This window comes from Micromonospora sp. NPDC004551 (genome assembly GCF_040609975.1).
GTDB lineage: Bacteria > Actinomycetota > Actinomycetes > Mycobacteriales > Micromonosporaceae > Micromonospora.
In genome coordinates, this window is record NZ_JBEXLM010000020.1 from 108,844 (window position 1) to 130,453 (window position 21,610).

General features: G+C 75.0%; 20 protein-coding genes and 1 pseudogene. 15 read left to right on the plus strand and 6 right to left on the minus strand.

The features are described 5' to 3' along the window. Positions 1-37: 37 nt before the first annotated feature. The 3 genes from ABZW14_RS22865 (at position 38) to ABZW14_RS22875 (ending at position 2,715) form a co-directional block, all read left to right on the plus strand. Entirely contained in the window at positions 38-1,474 is a 1,437-nt protein-coding gene (locus ABZW14_RS22865) for an RNB domain-containing ribonuclease (protein ID WP_355349917.1), read from the plus strand. 70 nt (positions 1,475-1,544) lie between these two features. Then, positions 1,545-2,243: an NADPH-dependent F420 reductase gene (gene npdG, locus ABZW14_RS22870; RefSeq protein ID WP_355349920.1), complete on the plus strand. Its 699-nt coding sequence runs from the start codon at positions 1,545-1,547 to the stop codon at positions 2,241-2,243. A gap of 28 nt (positions 2,244-2,271) precedes the next feature. Further along, a complete protein-coding gene (locus tag ABZW14_RS22875) occupies positions 2,272-2,715 on the plus strand; it encodes a VOC family protein (RefSeq protein ID WP_355349923.1) in 444 nt (147 codons plus the stop codon). A 46-nt stretch (positions 2,716-2,761) separates the two neighbouring features. On the opposite strand, the gene panB is transcribed toward ABZW14_RS22875, so the two are convergent. Together panB and ABZW14_RS22885 are read right to left on the minus strand one after the other, a co-directional pair. Further along, complete coding sequence (gene panB, locus ABZW14_RS22880; protein WP_355349926.1) at positions 2,762-3,607, minus strand: 3-methyl-2-oxobutanoate hydroxymethyltransferase; 846 nt, start codon at positions 3,605-3,607, stop codon at positions 2,762-2,764. A 130-nt stretch (positions 3,608-3,737) separates the two neighbouring features. Then, on the minus strand, positions 3,738-5,498 hold the full coding sequence (locus ABZW14_RS22885) for an NAD+ synthase (protein ID WP_355349928.1): 1,761 nt from the start codon (positions 5,496-5,498) through the stop codon (positions 3,738-3,740). A 151-nt stretch (positions 5,499-5,649) separates the two neighbouring features. Here ABZW14_RS22885 and glnA point away from each other — a divergent pair, with 151 nt between their 5' ends. The 4 genes from glnA (at position 5,650) to ABZW14_RS22905 (ending at position 8,703) form a co-directional block, all read left to right on the plus strand. After that, entirely contained in the window at positions 5,650-6,999 is a 1,350-nt protein-coding gene (glnA, locus tag ABZW14_RS22890) for a type I glutamate--ammonia ligase (RefSeq protein ID WP_091269077.1), read from the plus strand. An 82-nt stretch (positions 7,000-7,081) separates the two neighbouring features. Beyond that, positions 7,082-7,507 (plus strand): DUF350 domain-containing protein, encoded by a 426-nt coding sequence (locus ABZW14_RS22895; protein ID WP_355349931.1) that lies wholly within the window; start codon positions 7,082-7,084, stop codon positions 7,505-7,507. Between the two features lie 30 nt (positions 7,508-7,537). Next, positions 7,538-8,230 carry a WYL domain-containing protein gene (locus ABZW14_RS22900; protein ID WP_355349934.1) on the plus strand — a complete coding sequence of 231 codons (693 nt, stop codon included), beginning with the start codon at positions 7,538-7,540 and terminating at the stop codon, positions 8,228-8,230. 104 nt (positions 8,231-8,334) lie between these two features. After that, positions 8,335-8,703, plus strand: coding sequence for a VOC family protein (locus ABZW14_RS22905; RefSeq protein WP_355349937.1), 369 nt, complete (start codon positions 8,335-8,337; stop codon positions 8,701-8,703). A gap of 130 nt (positions 8,704-8,833) precedes the next feature. On the opposite strand, the gene ABZW14_RS22910 is transcribed toward ABZW14_RS22905, so the two are convergent. Then, the gene (locus tag ABZW14_RS22910; RefSeq protein ID WP_355349939.1) at positions 8,834-9,298 is read right to left on the minus strand and encodes a hypothetical protein; all 465 of its coding nucleotides are present in this window, start codon (positions 9,296-9,298) and stop codon (positions 8,834-8,836) included. Between the two features lie 181 nt (positions 9,299-9,479). Between ABZW14_RS22910 and ABZW14_RS22915 the strand changes: the two genes are divergently transcribed. Next, complete coding sequence (locus ABZW14_RS22915) at positions 9,480-10,364, plus strand: virginiamycin B lyase (RefSeq protein ID WP_355349941.1); 885 nt, start codon at positions 9,480-9,482, stop codon at positions 10,362-10,364. Between the two features lie 6 nt (positions 10,365-10,370). Here the strand turns inward: ABZW14_RS22915 and ABZW14_RS22920 are convergent, their stop codons facing one another. Continuing rightward, positions 10,371-11,300, minus strand: a complete 930-nt coding sequence (locus ABZW14_RS22920; protein WP_355349943.1) for an LD-carboxypeptidase — start codon at positions 11,298-11,300, stop codon at positions 10,371-10,373. A gap of 65 nt (positions 11,301-11,365) precedes the next feature. Between ABZW14_RS22920 and ABZW14_RS22925 the strand changes: the two genes are divergently transcribed. Together ABZW14_RS22925 and ABZW14_RS22930 are read left to right on the plus strand one after the other, a co-directional pair. Continuing rightward, a complete protein-coding gene (locus ABZW14_RS22925; protein WP_355349946.1) occupies positions 11,366-12,133 on the plus strand; it encodes a type 1 glutamine amidotransferase in 768 nt (255 codons plus the stop codon). A gap of 1 nt (position 12,134) precedes the next feature. Next, entirely contained in the window at positions 12,135-15,158 is a 3,024-nt protein-coding gene (locus ABZW14_RS22930) for a bifunctional [glutamine synthetase] adenylyltransferase/[glutamine synthetase]-adenylyl-L-tyrosine phosphorylase (protein WP_355349949.1), read from the plus strand. Between the two features lie 230 nt (positions 15,159-15,388). Here ABZW14_RS22930 and ABZW14_RS22935 read toward each other — a convergent pair whose 3' ends face one another. After that, positions 15,389-16,978, minus strand: coding sequence for a hypothetical protein (locus ABZW14_RS22935; protein WP_355349952.1), 1,590 nt, complete (start codon positions 16,976-16,978; stop codon positions 15,389-15,391). Positions 16,979-17,023: 45 nt separating this feature from the next. Between ABZW14_RS22935 and mptB (ABZW14_RS22940) the strand changes: the two genes are divergently transcribed. From mptB (ABZW14_RS22940) to ABZW14_RS22960, 5 genes are all read left to right on the plus strand, one after another. After that, complete coding sequence (gene mptB, locus ABZW14_RS22940) at positions 17,024-18,439, plus strand: polyprenol phosphomannose-dependent alpha 1,6 mannosyltransferase MptB (protein ID WP_355349955.1); 1,416 nt, start codon at positions 17,024-17,026, stop codon at positions 18,437-18,439. 29 nt (positions 18,440-18,468) lie between these two features. Further along, on the plus strand, positions 18,469-19,941 hold the full coding sequence (gene mptB / locus ABZW14_RS22945) for a polyprenol phosphomannose-dependent alpha 1,6 mannosyltransferase MptB (RefSeq protein ID WP_355349972.1): 1,473 nt from the start codon (positions 18,469-18,471) through the stop codon (positions 19,939-19,941). A gap of 76 nt (positions 19,942-20,017) precedes the next feature. Beyond that, the gene (locus ABZW14_RS22950) at positions 20,018-20,362 is read left to right on the plus strand and encodes a metalloregulator ArsR/SmtB family transcription factor (RefSeq protein WP_355349958.1); all 345 of its coding nucleotides are present in this window, start codon (positions 20,018-20,020) and stop codon (positions 20,360-20,362) included. 14 nt (positions 20,363-20,376) lie between these two features. Next, positions 20,377-20,841 carry an SRPBCC domain-containing protein gene (locus ABZW14_RS22955; RefSeq protein ID WP_355349960.1) on the plus strand — a complete coding sequence of 155 codons (465 nt, stop codon included), beginning with the start codon at positions 20,377-20,379 and terminating at the stop codon, positions 20,839-20,841. 165 nt (positions 20,842-21,006) lie between these two features. Beyond that, positions 21,007-21,303: a GYD domain-containing protein gene (locus ABZW14_RS22960; RefSeq protein WP_355349963.1), complete on the plus strand. Its 297-nt coding sequence runs from the start codon at positions 21,007-21,009 to the stop codon at positions 21,301-21,303. 160 nt (positions 21,304-21,463) lie between these two features. On the opposite strand, the pseudogene ABZW14_RS22965 reads toward ABZW14_RS22960, so the two are convergent. Then, positions 21,464-21,610: pseudogene (locus ABZW14_RS22965) on the minus strand (type I glutamate--ammonia ligase); the annotation flags it as partial.

Consider the following 21,610-nt stretch of genomic DNA (forward strand, 5'->3'; position numbering starts at 1 on the left):
TGAGCGGATCACGCGGGGCGCTGTCAGGATTGACCCCGTGGTGATCCGACGCGTACTGGCGCCCCGCATCGACTTCGGCGCGCTGCGCCGCGAGCTGGGACTTCCCGAGAACTTCCCGGTCGCGGCGCAGCGCGAGGCCGACGCGGCCGCCGCCGCGCCGCTGCCGGCCGTCGCCGACCGGACCGACGTTCCGTTCGTCACCGTCGACCCGGCGACCTCGCGCGACCTCGACCAGGCCATGCACCTCGCCCGCCGTCCCGGTGGCGGTTTCCGCATCCGGTACGCGATCGCCGACGTGTTCACCCACGTCCGTCCCGGCGGGGCGCTGGAGGCGGAGACCTGGCGGCGGGGGCAGACCGTCTACCTGCCCGACGGCAACGTGCCGCTGCACCCGCACACGCTCAGCGAGGGGGCGGCGAGCCTGCTGCCCGACGCCGACCGGGCGGCGGTGCTGTGGACCATCGACCTCGACAGCGACGGCGCCACGGTCGCCGTCACGCTGGAACGGGCCCGGGTGCGCAGCCGGGCCAAGCTCGACTACTCCGGTGTGCAGCGCGACGCCGACGCCGGCCGGCTGCCCGAGCCGATCGCCCTGCTGCCCGAGATCGGCGCCCTGCTGACCGCCCGTGGCCTGCTCCGGGGGGCGATCAACCTGCCGCTGCCCGAGCAGGACGTCGAGCCCGACGGCGACGGCTGGCGGCTGGTGCTGCGCGGCCCCGGCCCGATGGAGGAGCACAACGCCCAGATCTCCCTGCTGACCGGGATGGCCGCCGCCGACCTCATGCTGGCCGGCCGGATCGGCCTGCTGCGCACCATGCCGCCGCCCCGGCCGGAGGCGGTCGACCGGCTGCGGCTGGCCGCCGGCCCGCTCGGGGTGCCCTGGCCGGCCGGCGCCACGGTCGGCACGGTCCTCGCCGGGCTGGACGCCTCGCAGCCCCGCGCGGCGGCCTTCGTGGACCAGGCCGCCGAGCTGATGCGCGGCGCCGCGTACACGGCGTTCGACGGGGACCTGCCCGAGCAGCCGGAGCACGGCGGGGTGGCCGCCGCGTACGCGCATGTGACGGCGCCGCTGCGCCGGCTCGCCGACCGGTACGCCACCGAGGTCTGCCTGGCCCTGCACGAGGGCCGGGAGGTGCCCGAGCACGTCCGCGCCGCGCTGCCGAAGCTGCCCGAGGTGATGGCGACCACCGACCGGACCGCGTCCGCGGCCACCCGGGGCGCGGTGGAGCTGGCCGAGGCGGTGCTGCTGGCGCACCGGGTGGGGGAGACCTTCGAGGCGGCCGTGCTGGACGTGGACGAGCCGCGGCCGGCGGGCAACGGCCGGCCGGGGCGACCGCCCGGCGGCACCGTCGCCGTGGACGAGCCGCCGGTGCGCGCCCGCTGCACCGGCGACCTGCCGCTCGGCGAGCGCGTCCGGGTCCGCCTGACCGTCGCCGACCCGGCGCAGCGCAAGGTCGCCTTCGAGAAGGCGTGAGGCGGCGCGCGGGGATTGTCACAGCGCCCGGCCGCGCTGCCGCGCGGTGACCTTTGCGAGGATGACCCGTATGGCTTACGACGCGACCACGCTGCCCGACGTCTCCGGGCTGACCGTCGGCATCATCGGTGGCACCGGCGACCAGGGGCGGGGTCTCGCCTACCGGTTCGCCCGGGCCGGGCAGACCGTGCTGATCGGCTCCCGCGCCGCCGACCGGGCCGCCCAGGCCGCCGCCGAGATCGCCGCCCTGCCCGGCGTGCCGGCCGGCGCCGCCGTCTCCGGCGCGGACAACGACGAGGTCGCCCGCCGCAGCGACGTGGTGATCATCGCGGTGCCGTGGGACGGGCACGCCGCCGTCGTCGGAGCGCTGGCCGGCCCGCTCGCCGGCAAGATCGTCATCGACTGCGTCAACCCGCTCGGCTTCGACAAGCAGGGCCCGTACGCGCTGACCGTCGCCGAGGGCAGCGCCGTGCAGCAGGCCGCCGGGCTGCTGCCCGACTCCCGGGTGTGCGCCGCGTTCAACCACGTGAGCGCGCCGCTGCTGGCCGACCCGGAGGTCGAACGCATCGATCTGGACGTGCTCATCTGCACGGAGGACCGGGAGCTGGTCGGCGTGGTCGCCGCGCTCGCCGCACGGATCCCCGGGATGCGGGGCATCTACGCCGGCCGGCTGCGCAACGCCCACCAGATCGAGGCGTTCACCGCCAACCTCATCGCGATCAACAAGCGCTACAAGGCGCACGCCGGCATCCGCGTCACGGACCTCTGACGTCGTACCCGTGCGGCACCATCGCCGCATGGAATGGCAACTGGTGATCGATTGTCGGGAGCCGTCGCGGCTCGTCGCGTTCTGGGCCGAGGCGCTGCGCTACCGGCCGCAGCCGCCGCCCGAGGACCACCAGACCTGGCGGGACTGGTACCTCTCGGTCGGCATCCCGCCCGAGGAACTCGGCGACGGCGACTGCGCCGACCGGCTGGAGGACCCGACCGGCGCCGGCCCGCGGATCTGGTTCCAACCGGTCCCGGAGTCGAAGACGGTCAAGAACCGGCTGCACATCGACCTGAAGGTCGGCGGCGGGCGTGGGGTGCCGGTGGCCGAGCGGCGACCCCGCGTCGACGCCGAGGTGGCCCGGCTGACCGCACTGGGCGCGCGGGTGCTCGGCTCGATGGACGACCCCGACAACGGCTACTACTCGGCGCAGCTCGCCGACCCGGAGGGCAACGAGTTCTGCGTGGTCTGACCCGGCCGGGCGGCGCGGCCGGTGAGCCACGCCGCCCGGAGTGCGGTCAGAAGGTGTGCTCGGCGGCGGGGAACTCGCCGCCGCGCACCTCGTCGGCGAACCGGCGGGTGGCGTCGGTCAGCGCGCCGGCCAGATCGGCGTAGCGCTTGACGAAGCGCGGCGCCTTGCCGGTGCGCAGCCCGGCCATGTCCTGCCAGACCAGCACCTGCCCGTCGGTGTCCGGGCCGGCGCCGATGCCCACCGTGGGGATGCGCAGCTCCGCGGTGATCCGCTTGGCCACCTCACCGGGCACCATCTCCAGCACCACGGCGAAAGCGCCCGCCTCGGCCACCGCCCGGGCGTCGGCGATCACCTCGTCGGCGGTGTCGCCCCGGCCCTGCACCCGGTAGCCGCCCAGGGTGTGCTCGCTCTGCGGGGTGAAGCCGATGTGGGCCATCACCGGGATGCCCGCGCCCACGATCGCCTCGATCTGGGCGGCGCAGCGCCGGCCGCCCTCCAGCTTCACCGCGTGGCAGCCGCCCTCCTTCATGAACCGCACCGCGGTCCGCAGCGCCTGCGTCGGCCCCTCCTCGTAGGAGCCGAAGGGCAGGTCACCGACGATCAGCGCCTGCCGGGTCGCCCGCACCACCGCGCGGACCAGGGGGAGCAGCTCCTCGGCGGTCACCGGCAGGGTGGTCTCGTAGCCGAAGACGTTGTTCGCCGCCGAGTCGCCGACCAGCAGCACCGGGATCCCCGCCTGGTCGAAGATCGAGGCGGTGTACTGGTCGTACGAGGTGAGCATCGCCCAGCGCTCGCCGCGGTCCTTGGCGGCGATCAGGTCGCGGGTGCGGACCCGCCGGGTGGCCGGCCCGCCATAGAGGGCGGTCACCTCGGTCGGGGTGGACTCCACCATGACTCTCTCCTTCCTCGAGGCCGCGTTCGCGGTCCCCGGGTTCCGCCGTGATCGTCGCACCGGGGCACCGGCCGGGGGCAGGGCGGAGTGGAGGATTTCACTCCCGGCGGCGCGGGCCCGCCGGGCGCGGTCAGCCGTCCTCGCGCCAGCGGTTGGTGATCGGCAGCCGCCGGTCCCGGCCGAACGCCTTCATGGAGATCTTGGTGCCGGGGGCGGACTGCCGGCGCTTGTACTCGGCGGTATCCACCATCCGCAGCACCCGGTCGACGATCGCCGGGTCGTGGCCGGACGCGACCAGGCCCTCCCGCCCCAGATCGCCGTCGACGTAGCCGATCAGGATCGGGTCCAGCACGTCGTATTCCGGCAGGCTGTCGCTGTCGAGCTGGCCCGGGCTCAGCTCGGCCGACGGCGGCTTGCCGATCGAGCTCTCCGGGATCGGCGGCGTCTCGCCGCGCCGCTCGGCGTCGGCGTTGCGCCACTTCGCCAGCCGCCAGATCAGCGTCTTCCAGACGTCCTTGACCGGGTTGTAGCCGCCCACCGAGTCGCCGTACAGGGTGGAGTAGCCGACCGCCAGCTCGCTCTTGTTTCCGGTGGTGAGGACCAGGTGGCCCTCCTGGTTCGACAGCGCCATGAGGATCACGCCGCGGACCCGGGCCTGGAGGTTCTCCACGGTCACGCCGGCGAGCGACATGTTGGCCAGGAACGTGTCCACCATGGGCTGGATCGGCTCGATCCGGAAGTCGAGGCCGGTGCGCTTGGCCAGCTCCTCGGCGTCGACACGGGAGTGCTCGGAGGAGTGCTGGCTGGGCAGCGACACCCCGACCACCCGCTTCGCGCCGAGCGCGTCGACGGCCAGCGCCGCCACCACCGCCGAGTCGATGCCGCCGGAGAGGCCGAGCACGACGGAGGGGAACCCGTTCTTGTTGACGTAGTCGCGCAGGCCCAGCACCAGCGCCTGCCAGACCTCCGCCTCGTCGGCGACGGGCTCGATGATCCCGCCGGCCGCGACCTCGCCCAGGGGAGTCGGCGGGAGGATGTCGCTGACCTTGGCCCGGACGACCCGCATGTCGTCGGCGACCTCCTCGCCGCCGACCGGCTCCTTGGCCGGGGGCAGCTCCATGTCGTGCACCAGCAGGTGCTCGACGAACTGCGGGGCCCGGGCCAGCAGCGTGCCGTCCGCGTCGACGATCATCGAGTCACCGTCGTAGACCAGCTCGTCCTGGCCGCCGACCATGTTCACGTAAGCGATCGCGGCGCCCGCCTCGGCCGCCCGCCGGCGGACCAGCGGCAGCCGGATGTCGTCCTTGTTCAGCTCGTAGGGCGAGCCGTTGATGTTGAGCACGAGCCCGACGCCCGCGTGCCGGGCCACCGCGAACGGGCCGCCCGCCTGCCAGAGGTCCTCGCAGATGGTCAGCGCGACGTCGACCCCGCCGATCCGGACCACGGTCAGTGCATCACCGGAGACGAAGTAGCGGTCCTCGTCGAACACCCCGTAGTTGGGCAGGTGGTGCTTGAAGTAGGTGGCCACCACCGCCCCGCCGTGCAGCAGCGCGGCCGCGTTGCGGGCCCCCTTGCCCGGCTCGGCGTCGGCACTGACCTGGGGCGGGCCGTCCGCGTCCAGGTAGCCCACCAGAATCGGCAGGTCACCGAGGCCGTCGGCGGCCAGGTCGGCGGCGAGCCGGTGCAGCGCCTCCCGCGAGGCGGCCACGAACGACCGGCGGAACACCAGGTCCTCGACCGGGTAGCCGGTCAGCATCAGCTCGGGGAAGAGGGCCAGCTGGGCGCCGGCGTCGGCGGCCCTGCGGGCCCAGGCTCGGACCATGCCGGCGTTGCCGGCGATGTCGCCGACCGTCGGGTCGACCTGGCACAGAGCGAGTCGCAGGGTGGGCATGCCCTCATCTTGCCCCAGCGGAGGGGGCCGAATCCGACCGGACGCGGGAGACGCCGGGGGCGTAACGTCGGCGTAACGAGCCCGGTGGACACTGGGCGGTCAGGCCCGGCCGGCGGGACCGGCGCGGACGTACGTGTCACGAGGGGTGGAAGTGGACCGTCAGCAGGAGTTCGTCCTCCGTACGCTGGAAGAGCGGGACATCCGGTTCGTCCGGCTGTGGTTCACCGACGTGCTCGGCACGCTCAAGAGCGTGTCGGTGGCTCCCGCGGAGCTGGAGGCGGCCTTCGAGGAGGGCATCGGCTTCGACGGCTCGGCCATCGAGGGCTTCGCCCGGGTCTTCGAGTCGGACATGGTCGCCATGCCCGACCCGACCACCTTCCAGGTCTTCCCCTTCGAGGGCGGGGTCAGCGGCGAGAGCGCCCGGATGTTCTGCGACATCCTGCTCCCCGACGGCACCCCGTCCTGGGCCGACCCGCGGCACGTGCTGCGCCGGGCGCTCTCCCGGGCGGCCGAGAAGGGGTTCACCTTCTACACCCACCCCGAGATCGAGTTCTTCCTGCTGGAGAACGGGCCGCAGGACGGCTCGGTGCCGATCCCGGTGGACACCGGCGGCTACTTCGAGCACACCACCCACGCGGTGGCCCGCGACTTCCGCCGCCAGGCGGTGCTGGCGCTGGAGCGGATCGGCATCTCGGTGGAGTTCAGCCACCACGAGGTGGCTCCCGGCCAGCAGGAGATCGACCTGCGTTACGCCGACGCGCTCACCACCGCCGACAACATCATGACCTTCCGGCACGTGGTGAAGGAGGTCGCGCTCTCCACCGGCGTGCAGGCCAGCTTCATGCCGAAGCCCTTCACCGACCAGCCGGGCAACGGCATGCACACCCACCTGTCGCTGTTCGAGGGGGAGCGCAACGCGTTCCACGACGCCGGCGACCCCATGAAGCTCTCCAAGGTGGCCAAGTCGTTCATCGCCGGGCTGCTCACCCACGCCCGGGAGTACACGGCCGTCACCAACCAGTGGGTCAACTCCTACAAGCGCCTCTTCCCGCAGGCGCTGCCGGACCGGATCACCGAGAGCCCGGCGTACGTCTGCTGGGGTCACCTGAACCGGTCCGCGCTGGTCCGGGTCCCCGCCTACGGCAAGCCGAACTCGGCCCGGGTCGAGGTCCGCTCGCTGGACTCGGCGACCAACCCCTACCTGGCCTTCGCCGTCATGCTCGGCGCCGGGCTCAAGGGCATCGAGGAGGGCTACGAGCTGCCGCCCGGCGCCGAGGACGACGTCTGGTCGCTGAGCAGCGCCGAGCGCCGCGCCATGGGTTACGAGGCGCTGCCGGAGAACCTGGCCGAGGCGATCGACGTGATGGCCGGCTCCGAACTGGTCGCCGAGGTGCTCGGCGAGCACGTCTTCGACTTCTTCCTGCGCAACAAGCGCGCCGAGTGGGAGCAGTACCGCCGCGAGGTCACCCCCTACGAGCGGCAGCGCTACCTGTCGCTCTAGATCACTGTGGTGCGGTGCCGCTATCGTCTGCGGCACCGCACCGGCAGCCGCGCCGGGCGGGCGAGGCCGGGGAGGGCGTTCGGTGCTGGGAGACCTGCTCAACGGGGCGTGGCAGAGCATCGTGTTCGGGGTCGTCGGAGTGGCGCTGCTGGCCGCCGGCTTCCTGCTGGTCGACCTGCTCACCCCCGGGAAGCTGCGGGAGCTCATCTGGGTGCGCCGCAACGGCAACGCCGCGCTGCTGCTCGCCGCCAACCAGCTCGGCATCGCCGGCATCGTCTTCACGGCGATCCTCACCAGCTACAGCGACTTCGGCCGGGGGCTGGCCTCCACGGTGATCTTCGGCGTGGTCGGCCTGCTCGTGATGGCGCTGGCCTTCTTCGTGCTGGACCTGCTCACCCCCGGCAGGCTCGGTGAGATCATCTGCGCGGACGAGCCGCACCCGGCGGCCCGGGTCAGCGCCGCCACCCACTTCGGCGCCGCCCTGATCGTCTGCGCCTGCATCGCCTGAGGTGTCGTACCGGGGGCATAGCCTCCGGGCGTGAACCGCACCGACCGTCTCTACGCGCTGGTGGAGGAGCTGCGGGCGGTGTCGCCGCGGCCGCGCAGCGCCCGGTGGCTGGCCGGGCGCTTCGAGGTCAGCACCCGCACCATCGAGCGCGACATCACCGCGTTGCAGGGCGCCGGGGTGCCGATCTGGGCCGAGCCGGGCCGCACCGGTGGCTACGTGGTCGACCGCGCGCGCACCCTGCCCCCGGTCAACCTGACCCCCGGCGAGGCGGTGGCCATGGCCGTCGCGCTGCACCGGCTGGAGGGCACGCCGTTCGCGCCGGCCGCCACCGCGGCGCTGCGCAAGCTGGTCGCCGTCATGCCGCCGGCCGACACCGCCGAGGCGCACCGCCTCGCCGGCCGGGTGCACTTGATCGGCGGCGGCCCGGCCACGCCGGTTCCGGCCGCCGTCGCCGACGCGGTCGCCGCCCGCCGCGTGCTCCGCCTGCGCTACGCCGACCGTGGCGGCGCGACCTCGGCCCGCGACGTGGAGCCGCTGGCCTACCTGGGCAACCCGACGCACTGGTACCTGGTGGCCTGGTGCCGGCTGCGCGACGGGCTGCGCTGCTTCCGCACCGACCGGATCGTCTCGGTGCGCCCGCTGGCCGAGCCGGTGACCCGGGAGCTGCGCCCCGAGGAGCTGGACATCCCCGCCGGGCGGTCGCGTCCACTGAGCCTGGTCTGATTCCGGATCCCGGGGGAAACACCGACAGAACGGTGTCGCGGAGGTTGCCGAGGCTGACTTCTGACGACGCCGGCGACCGTCCGGCGCGAACCTCAGGAGGCAACATGTCCAGCACGCCCGTGACCTGGTTCGAGGTCGGCTCCGACCGTCCGGCGGAGGCCGAGCGCTTCTACGCCGACCTCTTCGGCTGGACCTTCGAGGAGCAGGGCGGCCCGGGGGCGTCGTACCGGCAGACGGCGGCCGGTGGGGAGCGCGGGATCGGCGGCGCGATCCGGGCCACCGACGGCACCGCGCCGAACTACGCGATCTTCTATGCCGAGGTCGCCGACGTGGCGGAGTCGTGCCGGCGGGCCGAGGCGGCCGGTGGCAAGGTGCTGGTGCCGGTGCGCACCGCGCCGAGCGGACTGGTCTGGGCCCACCTGCTCGACCCGTCGGGCAACCGCATCGGCGTCTTCACCCCGCCCGCCGGATGAGCGTTCGGGTGCGTGTGTCGTCGCCGTGACGACGACACACGCAACCGAAGCGCCGCGTGGGATGGGTGGCCCCGCCGGTGCCGGCCGGGAGGGAGGTGCGGCCGGTGCGGGGTCGGCGGGGCCACCCGGGTCAGTTGCCGGACCGGTCGCCGCCGCCGCGGTGGCCATGACCACCCGGGCCCGGGAAGACGCCGGCCTCGGCGGCCTTCAGCACCGCGTCGGCCTGCTCCTGGGTGAGCTTGCCGTCCTTGACGGCCTGGTCCAGCCGGTCCTTCAGAGCGGCCTGCCGGTCCTCGGTCGACGGCCGCTCGGGCCGGTCGGCGTGGCGCTGCTCGCGCAGCGTCTTCAATGCCGCGGTGACCTTGTCGGTCGAGACGCCCAGTTCCTTGGCGAGCGACTCGGCGAACTCGGCCTGCCGGTCGGCCCGCTGCTGCTGCCGGTCGGTGCCCTGATCGGTGCTCGTGCTGGCGCTCGGTGCCGGGCTCGGGCTCTTGTCGTCGGCGAGCGCCACCGTCGGGGCGGCGATCCCGACGCCGAGCACGCCGGCGGCGGCCAGGCCGGCCAGCAGGTGCTTCCTCGACATCTTGCGGATCATGCGGTTCTCCTTCTCGGTGGTGGTGCGATGACGTCACCGACAGTGACCGGCTCAGCTGGGCGCCGCCCGTGGCGAACCTGTCAGCGCGCTGGCAATCGCCCCGCCGAACCGGGACAAAGCAGTTGCGACGGGCCGCGACGGCCGGGAGGGTGGGCCGGTCACCGACGGAAGGCGAAGCCGCATGACGAACCCCTCCATCCGTGAGATCGAGCTGCCGGACCGGCGCTCCGGGCCGTACGGGATCACCGCCGGCCCGGACGGCGCGCTCTGGCTGACGCTGGCCGGGACGGGTGGCGTCGCCCGGGTCGGGCCGGACGGCGAGGTGCGCACCTACCACGCGGACCCGGCGGAGAGCCGGCCGCTGATCATCACCACCGGCCCGGACGGCGCGCTCTGGTACACCCGCTCCGGCGACGACCGGCTGGGCCGGATCACCGTCGACGGGGAGACCGGCTCCGTCGCGCTCCCGCCGGGGACCGGGCCCTGCGGCCTCGCCGTCGGCCCGGACGACGCCCTCTGGTACGCCGGCATGGGCGACGACACCGTCGGCCGGGTCACCGTCGACGGGGCGGTCACCACCTTCCCGCTGCCGGTCGCCAAGGGCTTCCCGTCGATGCTGGCCGCCGGGCCGGACGGCGCGCTCTGGCTCACCCTCAACCAGGCGAACGCCATCGCCCGGGTCGCCCCGGACGGCGAGGTGACCCTGCACGCCCTGCCGACGGAGGCGGCCGGGCCGGTCGGCATCACCCTCGGCGGCGACGGCGCGCTCTGGTTCGTCGAGATCGCCGCCGGCCAGCTCGCCCGGATCACGCCGGACGGCCGGATCGACGAGTTCCCGCTGCCGGACCGGGCGGCCCGCCCGCACGCCGTCGTCGCCGACCCGGCCGGCGGCTGCTGGTTCACCGAGTGGGGGGCCAACCGCATCGGCCACCTCGACGAGGCGGGCCGCATCACGGGCCACGCCCTACCCAACCCCGGGTCGGAACCCCACGGCCTGACGGTGACCCCCGACGGCACGGTCTGGGTGGCGCTGGAAACCGGCGCGGTCGCCCACCTGACCCCCTAGCGGGGGTCAGCGGACGGCGGGGGAGACCGTCAGGGTGCCGGTGGTGGCGTCCAGGACGGCGGGGGTGCCGACCGGGACGGTCAACTGGTCGGGGCCGTGGCCGATGGGAAGGCCGCCCAGGACGGGGACGCCGAGGTCGCCGAGGCGCTCGGTGAGCACGTCGGTGATCGTGGTGTCCCAGCCGTCGGCGCACTCGGTGAACTGGCCCACGGCCACCCCGGCGATTCCGTCCAGGGCGCCGCAACGGCGCAGGTGGGTCAGCATCCGGTCGACCTTGTACGGCGGCTCCTGCACCTCCTCGACCAGCAGCACCGCCCCGGTCAGGTCGGGCATGTCCGGGGTACCGATCGACGCGGTGATGAGGCACAGGTTGCCGCCGAGCAGCCGCCCCTCCACCCGGCCGGGCACCCGCACCGGGTAGGTCTCCTCCTCCCTCACCGCCTCGACGGTCACCGGCTCGGTGGTCATGAGCGCAGCGTGCAGCGACTCCGCCGAGCGGAGCGGGGTGCGCTCGTCCCGCCACGCCGCGCCGGGACCGTGCACGCCCGCCAGCCGGGCGCCCCGCCAGAGCGCGAACTGGAGCGCGGTGATGTCGGAGAAGCCGGCCACCACCTTCGGGTCCCGGCGGACCGCCGCCATGTCGATGAGGTCCACCACCCGCTGCGCGCCGTAGCCGCCCCGGGTGCAGATGACGCCCCGGATCTCCGGGTCGGCGAACGCGGTGTTCAGGTCGGCGGCCCGCAGCTCGTCGCCGCCGGCCAGGTAGCCCTGGCGGGCGTACGCGTGCGGCGCGGGCACGGGGCGCAGCCCCCAGCCGGTGAGCAGCTCGATGCCCCGGGCCACACGCTCCGGGCGGGTCGGGCCGGAGGGCGAGACCAGCATCACCCGGTCGCCGGGGCGCAGGACCGGTGGGCGCAGGCAGTCGTCGGTGGGCACGACGGGAGCCTAGTGCGGCCGAGCCGGACCGGCCGCCGCCGGGCGCACCGGATAGCCTCGACGTCGTGGCGACCGCGCTGGTGATCGAGAACGACCCGACCGACGACCTCCGCCGACTGGGGGAGTGGCTCACCGAGGGGGGCCTGGACCTGTGGGTCCTGCGCCCGCACGCGGGCGACGAGCTTCCCGCCGACCTCGACGGGTACGTCGCGCTCGTGGTGCTCGGCGGCGAGCAGCAGGCCTACCCGTCGGCCGACGGCAGCCCCGGCGCGCCCTGGTTTCCAGCCCTCGAAGGGCTGCTGCGCAAGGCCGTCCGGCAGCGGATCCCCACCCTCGGGGTCTGCCTCGGCGGCCAGCTGCTGGCCACCGCCCACGCCGGGCAGGTCGAGCGCAGCCCGTCCGGGCCCGAGGTCGGGCCCGCGATCGTCGGCAAGCGGGACGCCGCCGACACCGACCCGCTCTTCCGGTACGTGCCGCTGATGCCGGACGTGCTCCAGTGGCACACCGACGAGATCACCGAGCTGCCGCACGGGGCCACCCTGCTGGCCGCCTCGACCCGCTACCCGCACCAGGCGTTCCGCCTCGGCGACCGGGCCTGGGGGCTCCAGTTCCACATCGAGTGCGACACCGCGATGATCGCCGACTGGGCCCGCGACTCCGCGCTCCTGGCCGAGCTGGACTACGACCCGGAGCTGGTGGTGGCCGCCTGCGACCGGGTGATGGCCGACGTGGAGGAGGTCTGGCAGCCGTTCGCCATCCGGTTCGCCGCCCTCGCGCTGGGCGAGCTGGACGACGTGACCACCCGCCCCACCCTGCCGCTGCTCGGGCACTGAGATGACCCGTGCGGCCCGGGGGCGGCTCGCCCGCTACGGCTTCGCCGAGGGCGACGGCGGGGCGCGCGCCGCCGACCTGCTCGGTCCGGACGGGCTCGGGTTGTGGCGCGTCGAGGAGCAGGAACCCGCCGACGAGGCGGCAGGCGAGCTGCTCGCCGCGCTGTCCCGGGCCGCCGACCCCGACCTGGCGCTGCGCCAGCTGCACCGCGTCGTGGAGGCGGAACGGCGTACCGGGGAGAAGCCGGCCCTGCTGGACGCGCTCGCCGCCGATCCCGGGCTGCGCCGCCGCCTGGTCGCGGTCCTCGGCGCCTCGTCGGCGCTCGGCGACCATCTGGTGGCCAACCCCGACCAGTGGGCGGTGCTGGCCACCGAGCCGGACGGGCTCGCGCCCCGCGCCGACGGCCGGCTCGACCTGGCCGCCGCCGCCCGGCTGACCGCCGCCACCGGCCCCATCCCGGTGCTGCGGCAGGCGTACCGGTTGGCGCTGTTGCGGATCGCGGCGGCCGACCTGACGGGCGGGCGCGGTCTGGAGCAGACCATGGCGGCGCTCTCCGGGCTCGCCGACGCCACCCTGGCCGCCGCCTACGACATCGCCGTCGACGAGCTGCCCGAGGGCACGCCCCGGCCCCGCCTGGCCGTGGTCGCCATGGGCAAGTGCGGCGGCGACGAGCTCAACTACGTCTCCGACGTGGACGTCATCTTCGTCGCCGCCACCGATGACGACCTGGCTGCCGCCACCCAGGTGGCCACCCGGCTGATCCACGTCTGCGGGCTGGTCGCCTGGCCGGTCGACGCCGCGCTGCGCCCCGAGGGCAACCGGGGGCCGCTGGTCCGCACCATCGCCAGCCATCTGGCCTACTACCGCCGCTGGGCCCGCACCTGGGAGTTCCAGGCGCTGCTCAAGGCCCGGCCGGCGGCCGGCGACCTGACGCTGGCCCGGGAGTGGATCGACGCGCTCGCCCCGCTGGTCTGGACCGCCGCCGAGCGGCCCGAGGCGGTCGAGGACGTCCGCGCGATGCGCCGGAAGATCATCGACCACGTCCCGCCGAAGGAGCTGGAACGCGAGATCAAGCGTGGCCCGGGCGGGCTGCGCGACATCGAGTTCGCCGTCCAGTTGCTCCAGCTCGTGCACGGCCGGGGCGACGAGTCGCTGCGGGCCCCGGGCACCATCCCCGCGCTGCGCGCCCTGGTCGCCGGCGGTTACGTCGGCCGCGCCGACGGCGAGGCGCTGCTGCGCGGCTACCGCTTCCTGCGCGGCGTCGAGCACCGCCTCCAGCTCCAGGGCCTGCGCCGCACGCACACCGTGCCGACCGAGCCGGCCGCACTGCGCTGGCTGGCCGCCGCGCTCGGCTACGCGGCCACACCCGGCCGCAGCGCCGTCGAGGAGTTCCGCGCCGAGTGGGTCACCCACGCCACCGAGGTACGCCGGCTGCACGCCAAACTGCTCTACCGCCCGCTGCTGGAATCGGTGGCCCGGGTGCCGGCCGAGGGGCTGCGGCTCACCCCGGAGGCGGCCCGGCACCGGCTGGAGATCCTCGGCTTCGCCGACCCGGCCGGGGCGCTGCGGCACCTCCAGGCGCTCACCGGCGGGGTGAGCCGCACCGCCGCCATCCAGCGGACCCTGCTGCCGGTGCTGCTCAGCGAGTTCGCCGACGCGCCCGAACCGGACCGGGGGCTGCTCAACTACCGGCAGGTCTCCGACAAGCTCGGCAGCACCCCCTGGTATCTGCGGCTGCTGCGCGACTCCGGGCCGGTGGCCCGCCGGCTGGCCCGGGTGCTGTCCTCCTCCCGCTACGCCGCCGACCTGCTGGCGCGCGAGCCGGAGGCGCTGCGGCTGCTGGCCGAGGACACCGAGCTGACCCCGCGCCCGCGCGAGGTGCTCTTCGAGGGCTTCACGGCCGCGGCGGCCCGGCACGGCGACCCGGTCGAGGCAACCCGGGCCGTCCGCGCGCTGCGCCGCCGCGAGCTGGTCCGGCTCGCCTGCGCCGACGTGCTCAGCCGGGCCGGTGCGCTCGCGCCGCTCACCCCGCGGTCGCCGGACGGCGGCGGGCGGGTGCCCACCCTGGCGGACGTCAGCGCGGTCGGGGCCGCCCTCTCCGACGTCGCCGACGCCACCCTGGCGGCCGCGCTGCGTACCGCCCGGGCCGCCCAGCCGGGGCCACGCGGCATGCGCTTCGCGGTCATCGGCATGGGCCGGCTCGGCGGGCGCGAGTCGAACTTCCTCTCCGACGCCGACGTGCTGTTCGTCTACGACCCGCCGCCGGGCGGGGACGAGCGGGCCGCGGCGGACGCCGCGCACGCCGTCGCCGAGGAGCTGCGCCGGCTGCTGTCCGCGCCCGCCCCCGACCCGCCGCTCGGGGTCGACGCCGATCTGCGTCCCGAGGGCCGGCAGGGCCCCCTCGTGCGCAGCCTCGCCGCCTACGCCCAGTACTACGCCCGCTGGTCGAAGGTGTGGGAGGCGCAGGCGCTGCTGCGGGCCCGGTTCGTCTGCGGCGACGCCGACCTGGGGGCCGAGTTCGAGGCGATGATCGAGCCGGTGCGCCACCCGGCGGACGGCCTGACCCGCGAGCAGGTGGTGGAGATCCGCCGGATCAAGGCCCGGGTGGAGACCGAGCGGCTGCCCCGGGGCGCCGACCCGGCCACACACACCAAGCTGGGGCGGGGCGGCCTCGCCGACGTGGAGTGGGCGGTGCAGCTGCTCCAGCTCCGGCACGCCGGCCGGCTGCCCGAGCTGCGCGGCACGGGCACCCTCGCGGCGCTCGCCGCGGCCCGCGACGCCGGGCTGGTCGATCCCGAGGACGCGGCCGAGATGGCGGCCGGCTGGACCCTCGCCGCCCAGGTCCGCAACGCGCTGATGCTGGTCCGGGGCCGCGCCGGTGACCAGCTGCCCCGGCACGGTGTGGAACTGGCCGGCGTGGTGCGGCTGCTCGGCGGCGACGACGCGGGGGAGTTCCTCGACGAGTACCTGCGCACCGGGCGCCGCGCCCGCGCCGCCATGGAGCGGGTCCTCGACGCCCCGTCCTGAAGGTCGGCCCTCGGCCTGCACGGCCTCGGGAGTTGCCGGCGCCAGGCGGTGGCGTCGCGCTGAGCCGGTGAAGACATCAGCTCGACAGGCGCTCTCCGCCGCCCGCCCACCCCTCGCGCGAGCCTGGGAACTTGATGACGCAGGTGGATCACGCGCGCCCGGTCTGGTGTGGGGCGGTCATGAGTCATCCACGTCATCAAGTTCGTAGCGGCGCACACGGTCAGCCCGGGTCAGCTGCCGAGGGTGTAGGTGCCCGCGTGCGGGACCGTCACGGTCGTCCACTCGCCGTCGGGCGCGACGCTGGCGCCGCCGGAGACGGTCAACCAGCGGTCGTGGCGTACCCGCAGCGGCACCGGGCCGGGGCCGGGGGCGCGGAAGGTCACCGTGGCGGCGTCCTGGCGGATCAGCTCGCCCGGAGCGCCGACCAGCGGCGCCGGGTCGGCCACCGCGTACAGCCGCCAGTGCGGGTCCGACCAGACCTCGGAGAGGTACGGCAGGCCGGCCCGGACCAGGTCCGCCTCGGGCCGCCCCACCCAGGACAGCTCGACGTCGGGCACGGCGACGTACTGCACCGCGTTCTCCGTCAGCCAGGCGCGGTAGGTGTCGGCGGTCAGCGGGACCCCGGTGCCGGGCGCGCCGGGAACGGTGGTGAAGAAGAGCGGGTTGCGGGCGATGTCGGCCTGACGCAGCCAGCCCCGCGCCAGCGGCACCTCGCCGAGGTGGGCGGCCTCCCAGTAGTTGCGGGTCGGCGGCACCTCCACCCGCCCGGTCAGCGCACGCCGGTCCAGCTCGGCCCGCAGCGGTGCGAAGTACCCCGGGTCGGCCGTCGGGTCGTCCGCACTGGCCAGGTCGGCGACGACCACCGGCGGCTGCCACAGGCAGACCGCCGCCAGCAGCACGCCCAGCGCCACGGCGGCCGCCCGCCGCCGCACCGCCGACCGGTTCGGCAGGCGGTCGGTCAGGCGGCGGGGGAGCGTCGCGGTGGCGGCCAGGACGGGCAGCGCGAACATCACCACGAGGCGGGTCGCGTTCAGGCCGACCGGGGTGTGCAGCAGCGCGGCGGCCAGCACCCCGGCCGCCGACAGCAGCGCGCCCACCCGCACCGGCCGGTAGGCCACCAGCGCGGCCACCAGCAGGCTGGTCACCACGGCGTGCACGGTGTCGGCGCGGCTGATGTTCATCCAGCCGCCCTCGCCGAAGAGCAGCCCGGTCACGGCCAGGGGCGCGGCGGCGGGCACGGCGAGCAGGAGGCCGTCGGCGTACCGGCGGGTGAGCAGCAGCGCGGCCCCGGCCAGGCCGACGAAGAGCCCGGCCACCGGGCTGGCCGCCGAGGCGAGCAGGGCGGCCAGCACGGCCAGCACGGGACGCCACCACCGGGCGCGGCCGGCGGCCCCGGCGGGCAGCGCCAGCGCCAGCAGCGCGACCAGGCCGAAGGCCACCCCGAGGGCGTACGTGACCCGGCCGGAGACCAGGTTGCCGGCGATCGTGAGCACGCCGACGAGGCTGCCCAGCAGCGGCCGGGGCACCCGGGCGCGGACCAGCAGGGCGGCGAACGCGGCGGCCGAGGCGAGCAGGGTGAGCGCGCCGGTGAGGCGGACCCCGAGCAGGGCCATGAGCGGCGGCGAGACCAGGCTGTAGCCCCACGGGTGGACGCCGCCGTACCAGCGCAGGTCCACCAGGGCGGGACCGTGCGCGGCGAAGAAGCCGGTCCGGGCCACCTGGGCGGACAGGTCCGAGCCGGTGGCCGGCAGGGTGAGATACAGCACGGCGAGGACCAGCGCGGACGCGGCGGACACCGCCACCACCCGACCACCCCGCATGCCCACCTCCTGATCGCGACCCACCGTACTGGCAGCATGTCCGGCGTGCCTCACCACCTCTCGCGCTGGATCGGCCTGGCGGGCTCGGTGCTGCTCGCCGTGGCCGCCTACCTCGGCGGCGCGCTGCCGCACGGAGACCTGCGCCCCACCCCGGTCAGCATCTGGCAGGGCCCGAACGGGCCCCTGATCATCGGTCTCTGGCTGGTCGGCACCGCGCTGCTGGCCGGGGCCTGGTGGTCGCTGCGCGACGGGGCGCCGTCGACCCGCTGGGTGCTCGTCACGGTGGCGCTCTGGCTGCTGCCGATGCTGTTCACGCCGCCGCTGGGCAGCCGGGACGCGTACGCCTACGCCTGCCAGGGCGCGAGCTACTCGGCCGGGATCAACCCGTACGAGCAGGGCGTGTCGGCGCTGCCCTGCCCCTGGCTGGACACCATCTCCTACATCTGGCGGGACACCCCGGCGCCGTACGGGCCGTTGTTCGTGGTGCTCTCCGGGGCCGTGGTGTCGGCGGCCGGGTCGCTGGCCGGCAGCGTGGCGCTGTTCCGGCTGCTCGCGGTGGCCGGGGTGGCGCTGACCGCCTGGGCCCTGCCGGTGCTGGCCCGTCGCTGCGGGGTGCCGCCGCAGCGGGCGCTCTGGCTGGCGCTGGCCTGCCCGCTGGTGCCCGTGCACCTGGTCTCCGGAGCACACAATGACGCCCTCATGGTGGGCCTGCTCACCGCCGGGCTGGCCGTGGTGGCGGCCCGGCCGGGCCGGCCGCTGCCGTTGCTCGCCGGTGGGCTGCTGCTCGGCCTGGCCGCCGCCGTCAAGGTCACCGCGCTGGTCGTGGTGCCGTTCGCCGCGCTGGCCGCGATCGTCGGGCCGTACCGGTTCCGGGCGCTGGTCCGCGACGGCGCGTGGGTGGTCGGCGCGGCGGTGGCCACCGTGGTCGCCGTGACCCTCGCCGCGGGCCTCAACTTCGGCTTCATCAGCGGCCTCGAACAGGGCGGCCTGGTGGTGGCCTGGACGTCGCCGCCCACCGCGGTCGGGCAGACCGCCGGGTACGTCGCGGCGCTCTTCGGGGCGCACATCGACGCGCTGCCGGTCACCCGGGGGATCGCCGTGGTGGTGCTGGTGGCGGTGCTGGTCTGGCTCTGGTTCCGGGCGCTGCGCCGCGGGGAGCCGTTCTGGCACGCCGGCCTGGCGCTGGTCGCGACGGTCGCGCTCTCGCCGCTGTTCCACCCCTGGTACTGGACCTGGCCGCTCGTCGTGCTCGCCGCCACCGCCCGCCGGACCGGCTGGTTCGCGCTGGTGGCCCTGGTGTCGTCGTTCCTGGTCCTGGCCGACGGCACCGGCCTGCCCCGGTGGAGCAAGATGCCCGGCGCGCCCCTGATGACGCTGTTGGTGATCGTGGTGGTGGTCCGGTTGGTACGTTCGGCTCGGGCGGCCCGCCGGCCGGTCCCCGCCGCCCGAGGAGCCGACTGAGAGAGGTGCCGGTGAGCGAGCCCGGCGCGCTGCCCGACGGACCGGTCCGGCCGGTGGCCGCCGCGCTCGCCCGGTGCGCCGGACTCGCCGGCGCCGTGCTGCTGACCGTCGCGGGCTGGCTCGGCGGCGCGCTGCCCGGCACCCCCGCGGTGACCAGCCTCGGCGACGTCTGGCACGCCCCGCACGGGCCTGCGGTGCTGGGCTGCTGGCTGGCCGGCACGGTGCTGCTGGTCGGGGCCTGGTGGTCGCTGCGCTGGGGCGCGCCGTCGGGCCGGTGGGCGTACGTGACCGCCGGGCTCTGGCTGCTCCCGCTGCTGGCCGCGCCGCCGCTGGGCAGCCGGGACGTCTACTCGTACGCCTGCCAGGGCTGGTCCTGGACGCACGGCGCCGATCCCTACCGGGTCGGGGTGGTGACCGCCGGCTGCCCGTGGGCGGAGAGCGTGTCGCCGATCTGGCGGGACACCCCGGCCCCGTACGGGCCGTTCTTCGTGCTGCTCGCCGGCCTGGCCGTGCTGGTCGGGGGTGGCCTGGCCGGCGCGATCGTGCTGCTGCGGGTGGTGGCCCTGGCCGGGGTGCTGCTGGCCGCGCTCTGCCTTCCCGGGCTGGCCCGGGCCGTCGGAGTGCCGACCCGGCGGGCGGCCTGGCTCGCGCTGGCCTGCCCGCTCGTCGGGGTGCACCTGGTGGCCGGCGCGCACAACGACGCTGTGGGCCTCGGGCTGCTCCTGTTCGGCCTGCTGGTGCTGGTCCGTCGGCCCGGCCGGCCGCGGGCGCTGGTCGTCGCCGGGGTGCTGCTCGGGCTGGCCGTGGCGGTGAAGGCGGTCGCCGTGGTGGTTCTCCCGTTCGCGGCGCTGGCCGCCGTGCTGGGCCGCTACACGTGGCGAGCGCTGCTGCGCGACGGCGGCTGGCTGGCCGGGGGAGTGCTGGCCACGCTGGCGGCCACGAGCCTGGCCACCGGCCTGGGCCTGGGCTGGGTACGCGGCCTGGCGCACAGCGGCGACTCCGAGCAGTGGACCTCCCCGCCGACCGCGGTCGGCCTGGTTGTCGACTACGCGGGCGCCCTGCTCGGCCGGGACCCGGGGGCCGTACCCGTGGTCCGGGTGGTGGCGCTCGCCATGCTCGCCGTGCTGCTGGTCCTGCTCTGGTGGCGGTCGTGGACGGCGTTGCGCCGGCTGGGCGACGTCCGGCAGCGGGCGGCCCGGCTGGCCGCCGCCCGGCCGCGGGTGACCCTGGCCGGGGCCGGCCTGGCGCTGGCCCTCACCGTGCTGCTCGCCCCGGTCTTCCACCCCTGGTACGCGACCTGGCCTCTCGCGTTGCTCGCGGTGGTGACGGTCGCCGTGGCCCGCACGGTGTGGTTCGTGGCGCCGTGCGCGGTGGCCGCGCTGCTCACCCTGCCGGACGGCACCAACCTGGCCCGGTTCACCAAGGCGCCCGGGGCGATCCTGATGACCGCGCTGGTGCTGGCCGTCGTGGTGGCCGCGATCCGCCGCCGCCGCGCCCGCTGATTTCACGAAGTGGTTGACGCCGCCCCACGCGACCTCTATGTTTAACGCATCCGTTAATTAACGAGGTGGTTAAGCAGTGGCCGACGACCGACTCAGCGTCATCTTCGCGGCGCTGGCCGACCCGACCCGCCGGGGGATCCTCGCCCGGCTGGCGGAGGGGGACGCCACCGTCTCGGAACTCGCCGAGCCGTTCGCGATCAGCCTCCCGGCGATCTCCCGGCACCTGAAGGTGCTGGAGCACGCCGGCCTGATCACCCGCAGCCGGAGCGCGCAGTGGCGGTCCAGCAGCCTCAACCCGGAGCCGCTGCGCGAGGCGACGGCCTGGATGGAGCGCTACCGGCGGTTCTGGGATGCCAACTTCGACCGGCTCGACGCGCACCTCCGGCGGATCCAGGCGCAGACCGAACGGACAGATCGATGAGAGAGGACAGCAGCATGACCGACACGCAGGCGACCCAGGAACTCGTCATGACCCGGGTCTTCGACGCCCCGCGGGAGCTGGTCTGGCGCGCGTTCACCGACCCGGACCAGTTCGCCGAGTGGTTCGCCCCGGTCGGCTGGTCGGTGCCGCGGGACACCGTCGACATGGACGTCCGGATCGGCGGCCACCAGCGCTTCGTCATGGTCAATGACGAGGACCCGGCGATGACCTCGCCGGCCGACGGCACCTTCGCCGAGGTGGTGGAGCACGAGCTGCTGGTGGGCTACGAGGAGGCGCACGGCGTGCCGGGCGTGCCCGACGGCACCCGGTTCACGCTGCGGCTGGAGTTCCACGCCGAGCCGGGCGACCGGACCCGGCTGGTGCTGCGCCAGGGCCCGTTCGCGCCGGAGATGCGGTCCGGTGCCGAGCAGGGCTGGGGCAGCTCCTTCACCAAGCTGGACGCGCTGCTCGCCCGCTGAGGGTCGGCGCACGAAACCGGCCGGGCCGGCCCCGCTGTCGCGGAGCCGGCCCGCGGGCACCGGGTGTGAGTCGATTGCCGGTGCCGGTGCGCAGTTGACGCAGATTCCGGCCGTTATGCCCAGAATTAACCTTACGATGAGAACTCTTCGTGGAGGTGAAGGGCCATGCCGACGTATATCGCGCTGCTGAACTGGACCGATCAGGGGATCCGAGCCTACAAGGACACCCCGAAGCGCGCCGATGCCTTCGCCGCAGCGACCCAGAAGGTCGGGGCGAAGCTCGTGAACCTCCACTGGACCGTCGGTCCGTACGACCTCGTGGCCGTCGTCGAGGCGCCCGACGAGGAGACCGCCGCTGCGGCGCTCCTGCAACTGGGCGGGGCGGGCAACGTCCGTACCACGACCCTGCGGGCCTTCAGTCAAGACGAGATGACCGGCATCATCGCGAAAACTGCCGGCTGAGGCCTGCCACGCACGGCCAGGATGGCGGCCGCCCGGCAGACCGAGCACAACGGGCCATCGATCGCTCGCACGCGGCGGCGATCGACGGCCCGTCGGATGAAGCCAGGTGGTGACCAGGGGGCGCTCAGGGCGCATGATCCCTGGTCAGAGGGTTGTCAGCTCAGCAGTCGAAGTACATGGCGAACTCGTGCGGGGTCGGGCGCAGGCGCACCGGGTCGACCTCGTTGGCCCGCTTCCAGGACACCCAGGTGGAGATGAGGTCGGGGGTGAACACGCCGCCGTCGAGGAGGTAGTCGTGGTCGGCTTC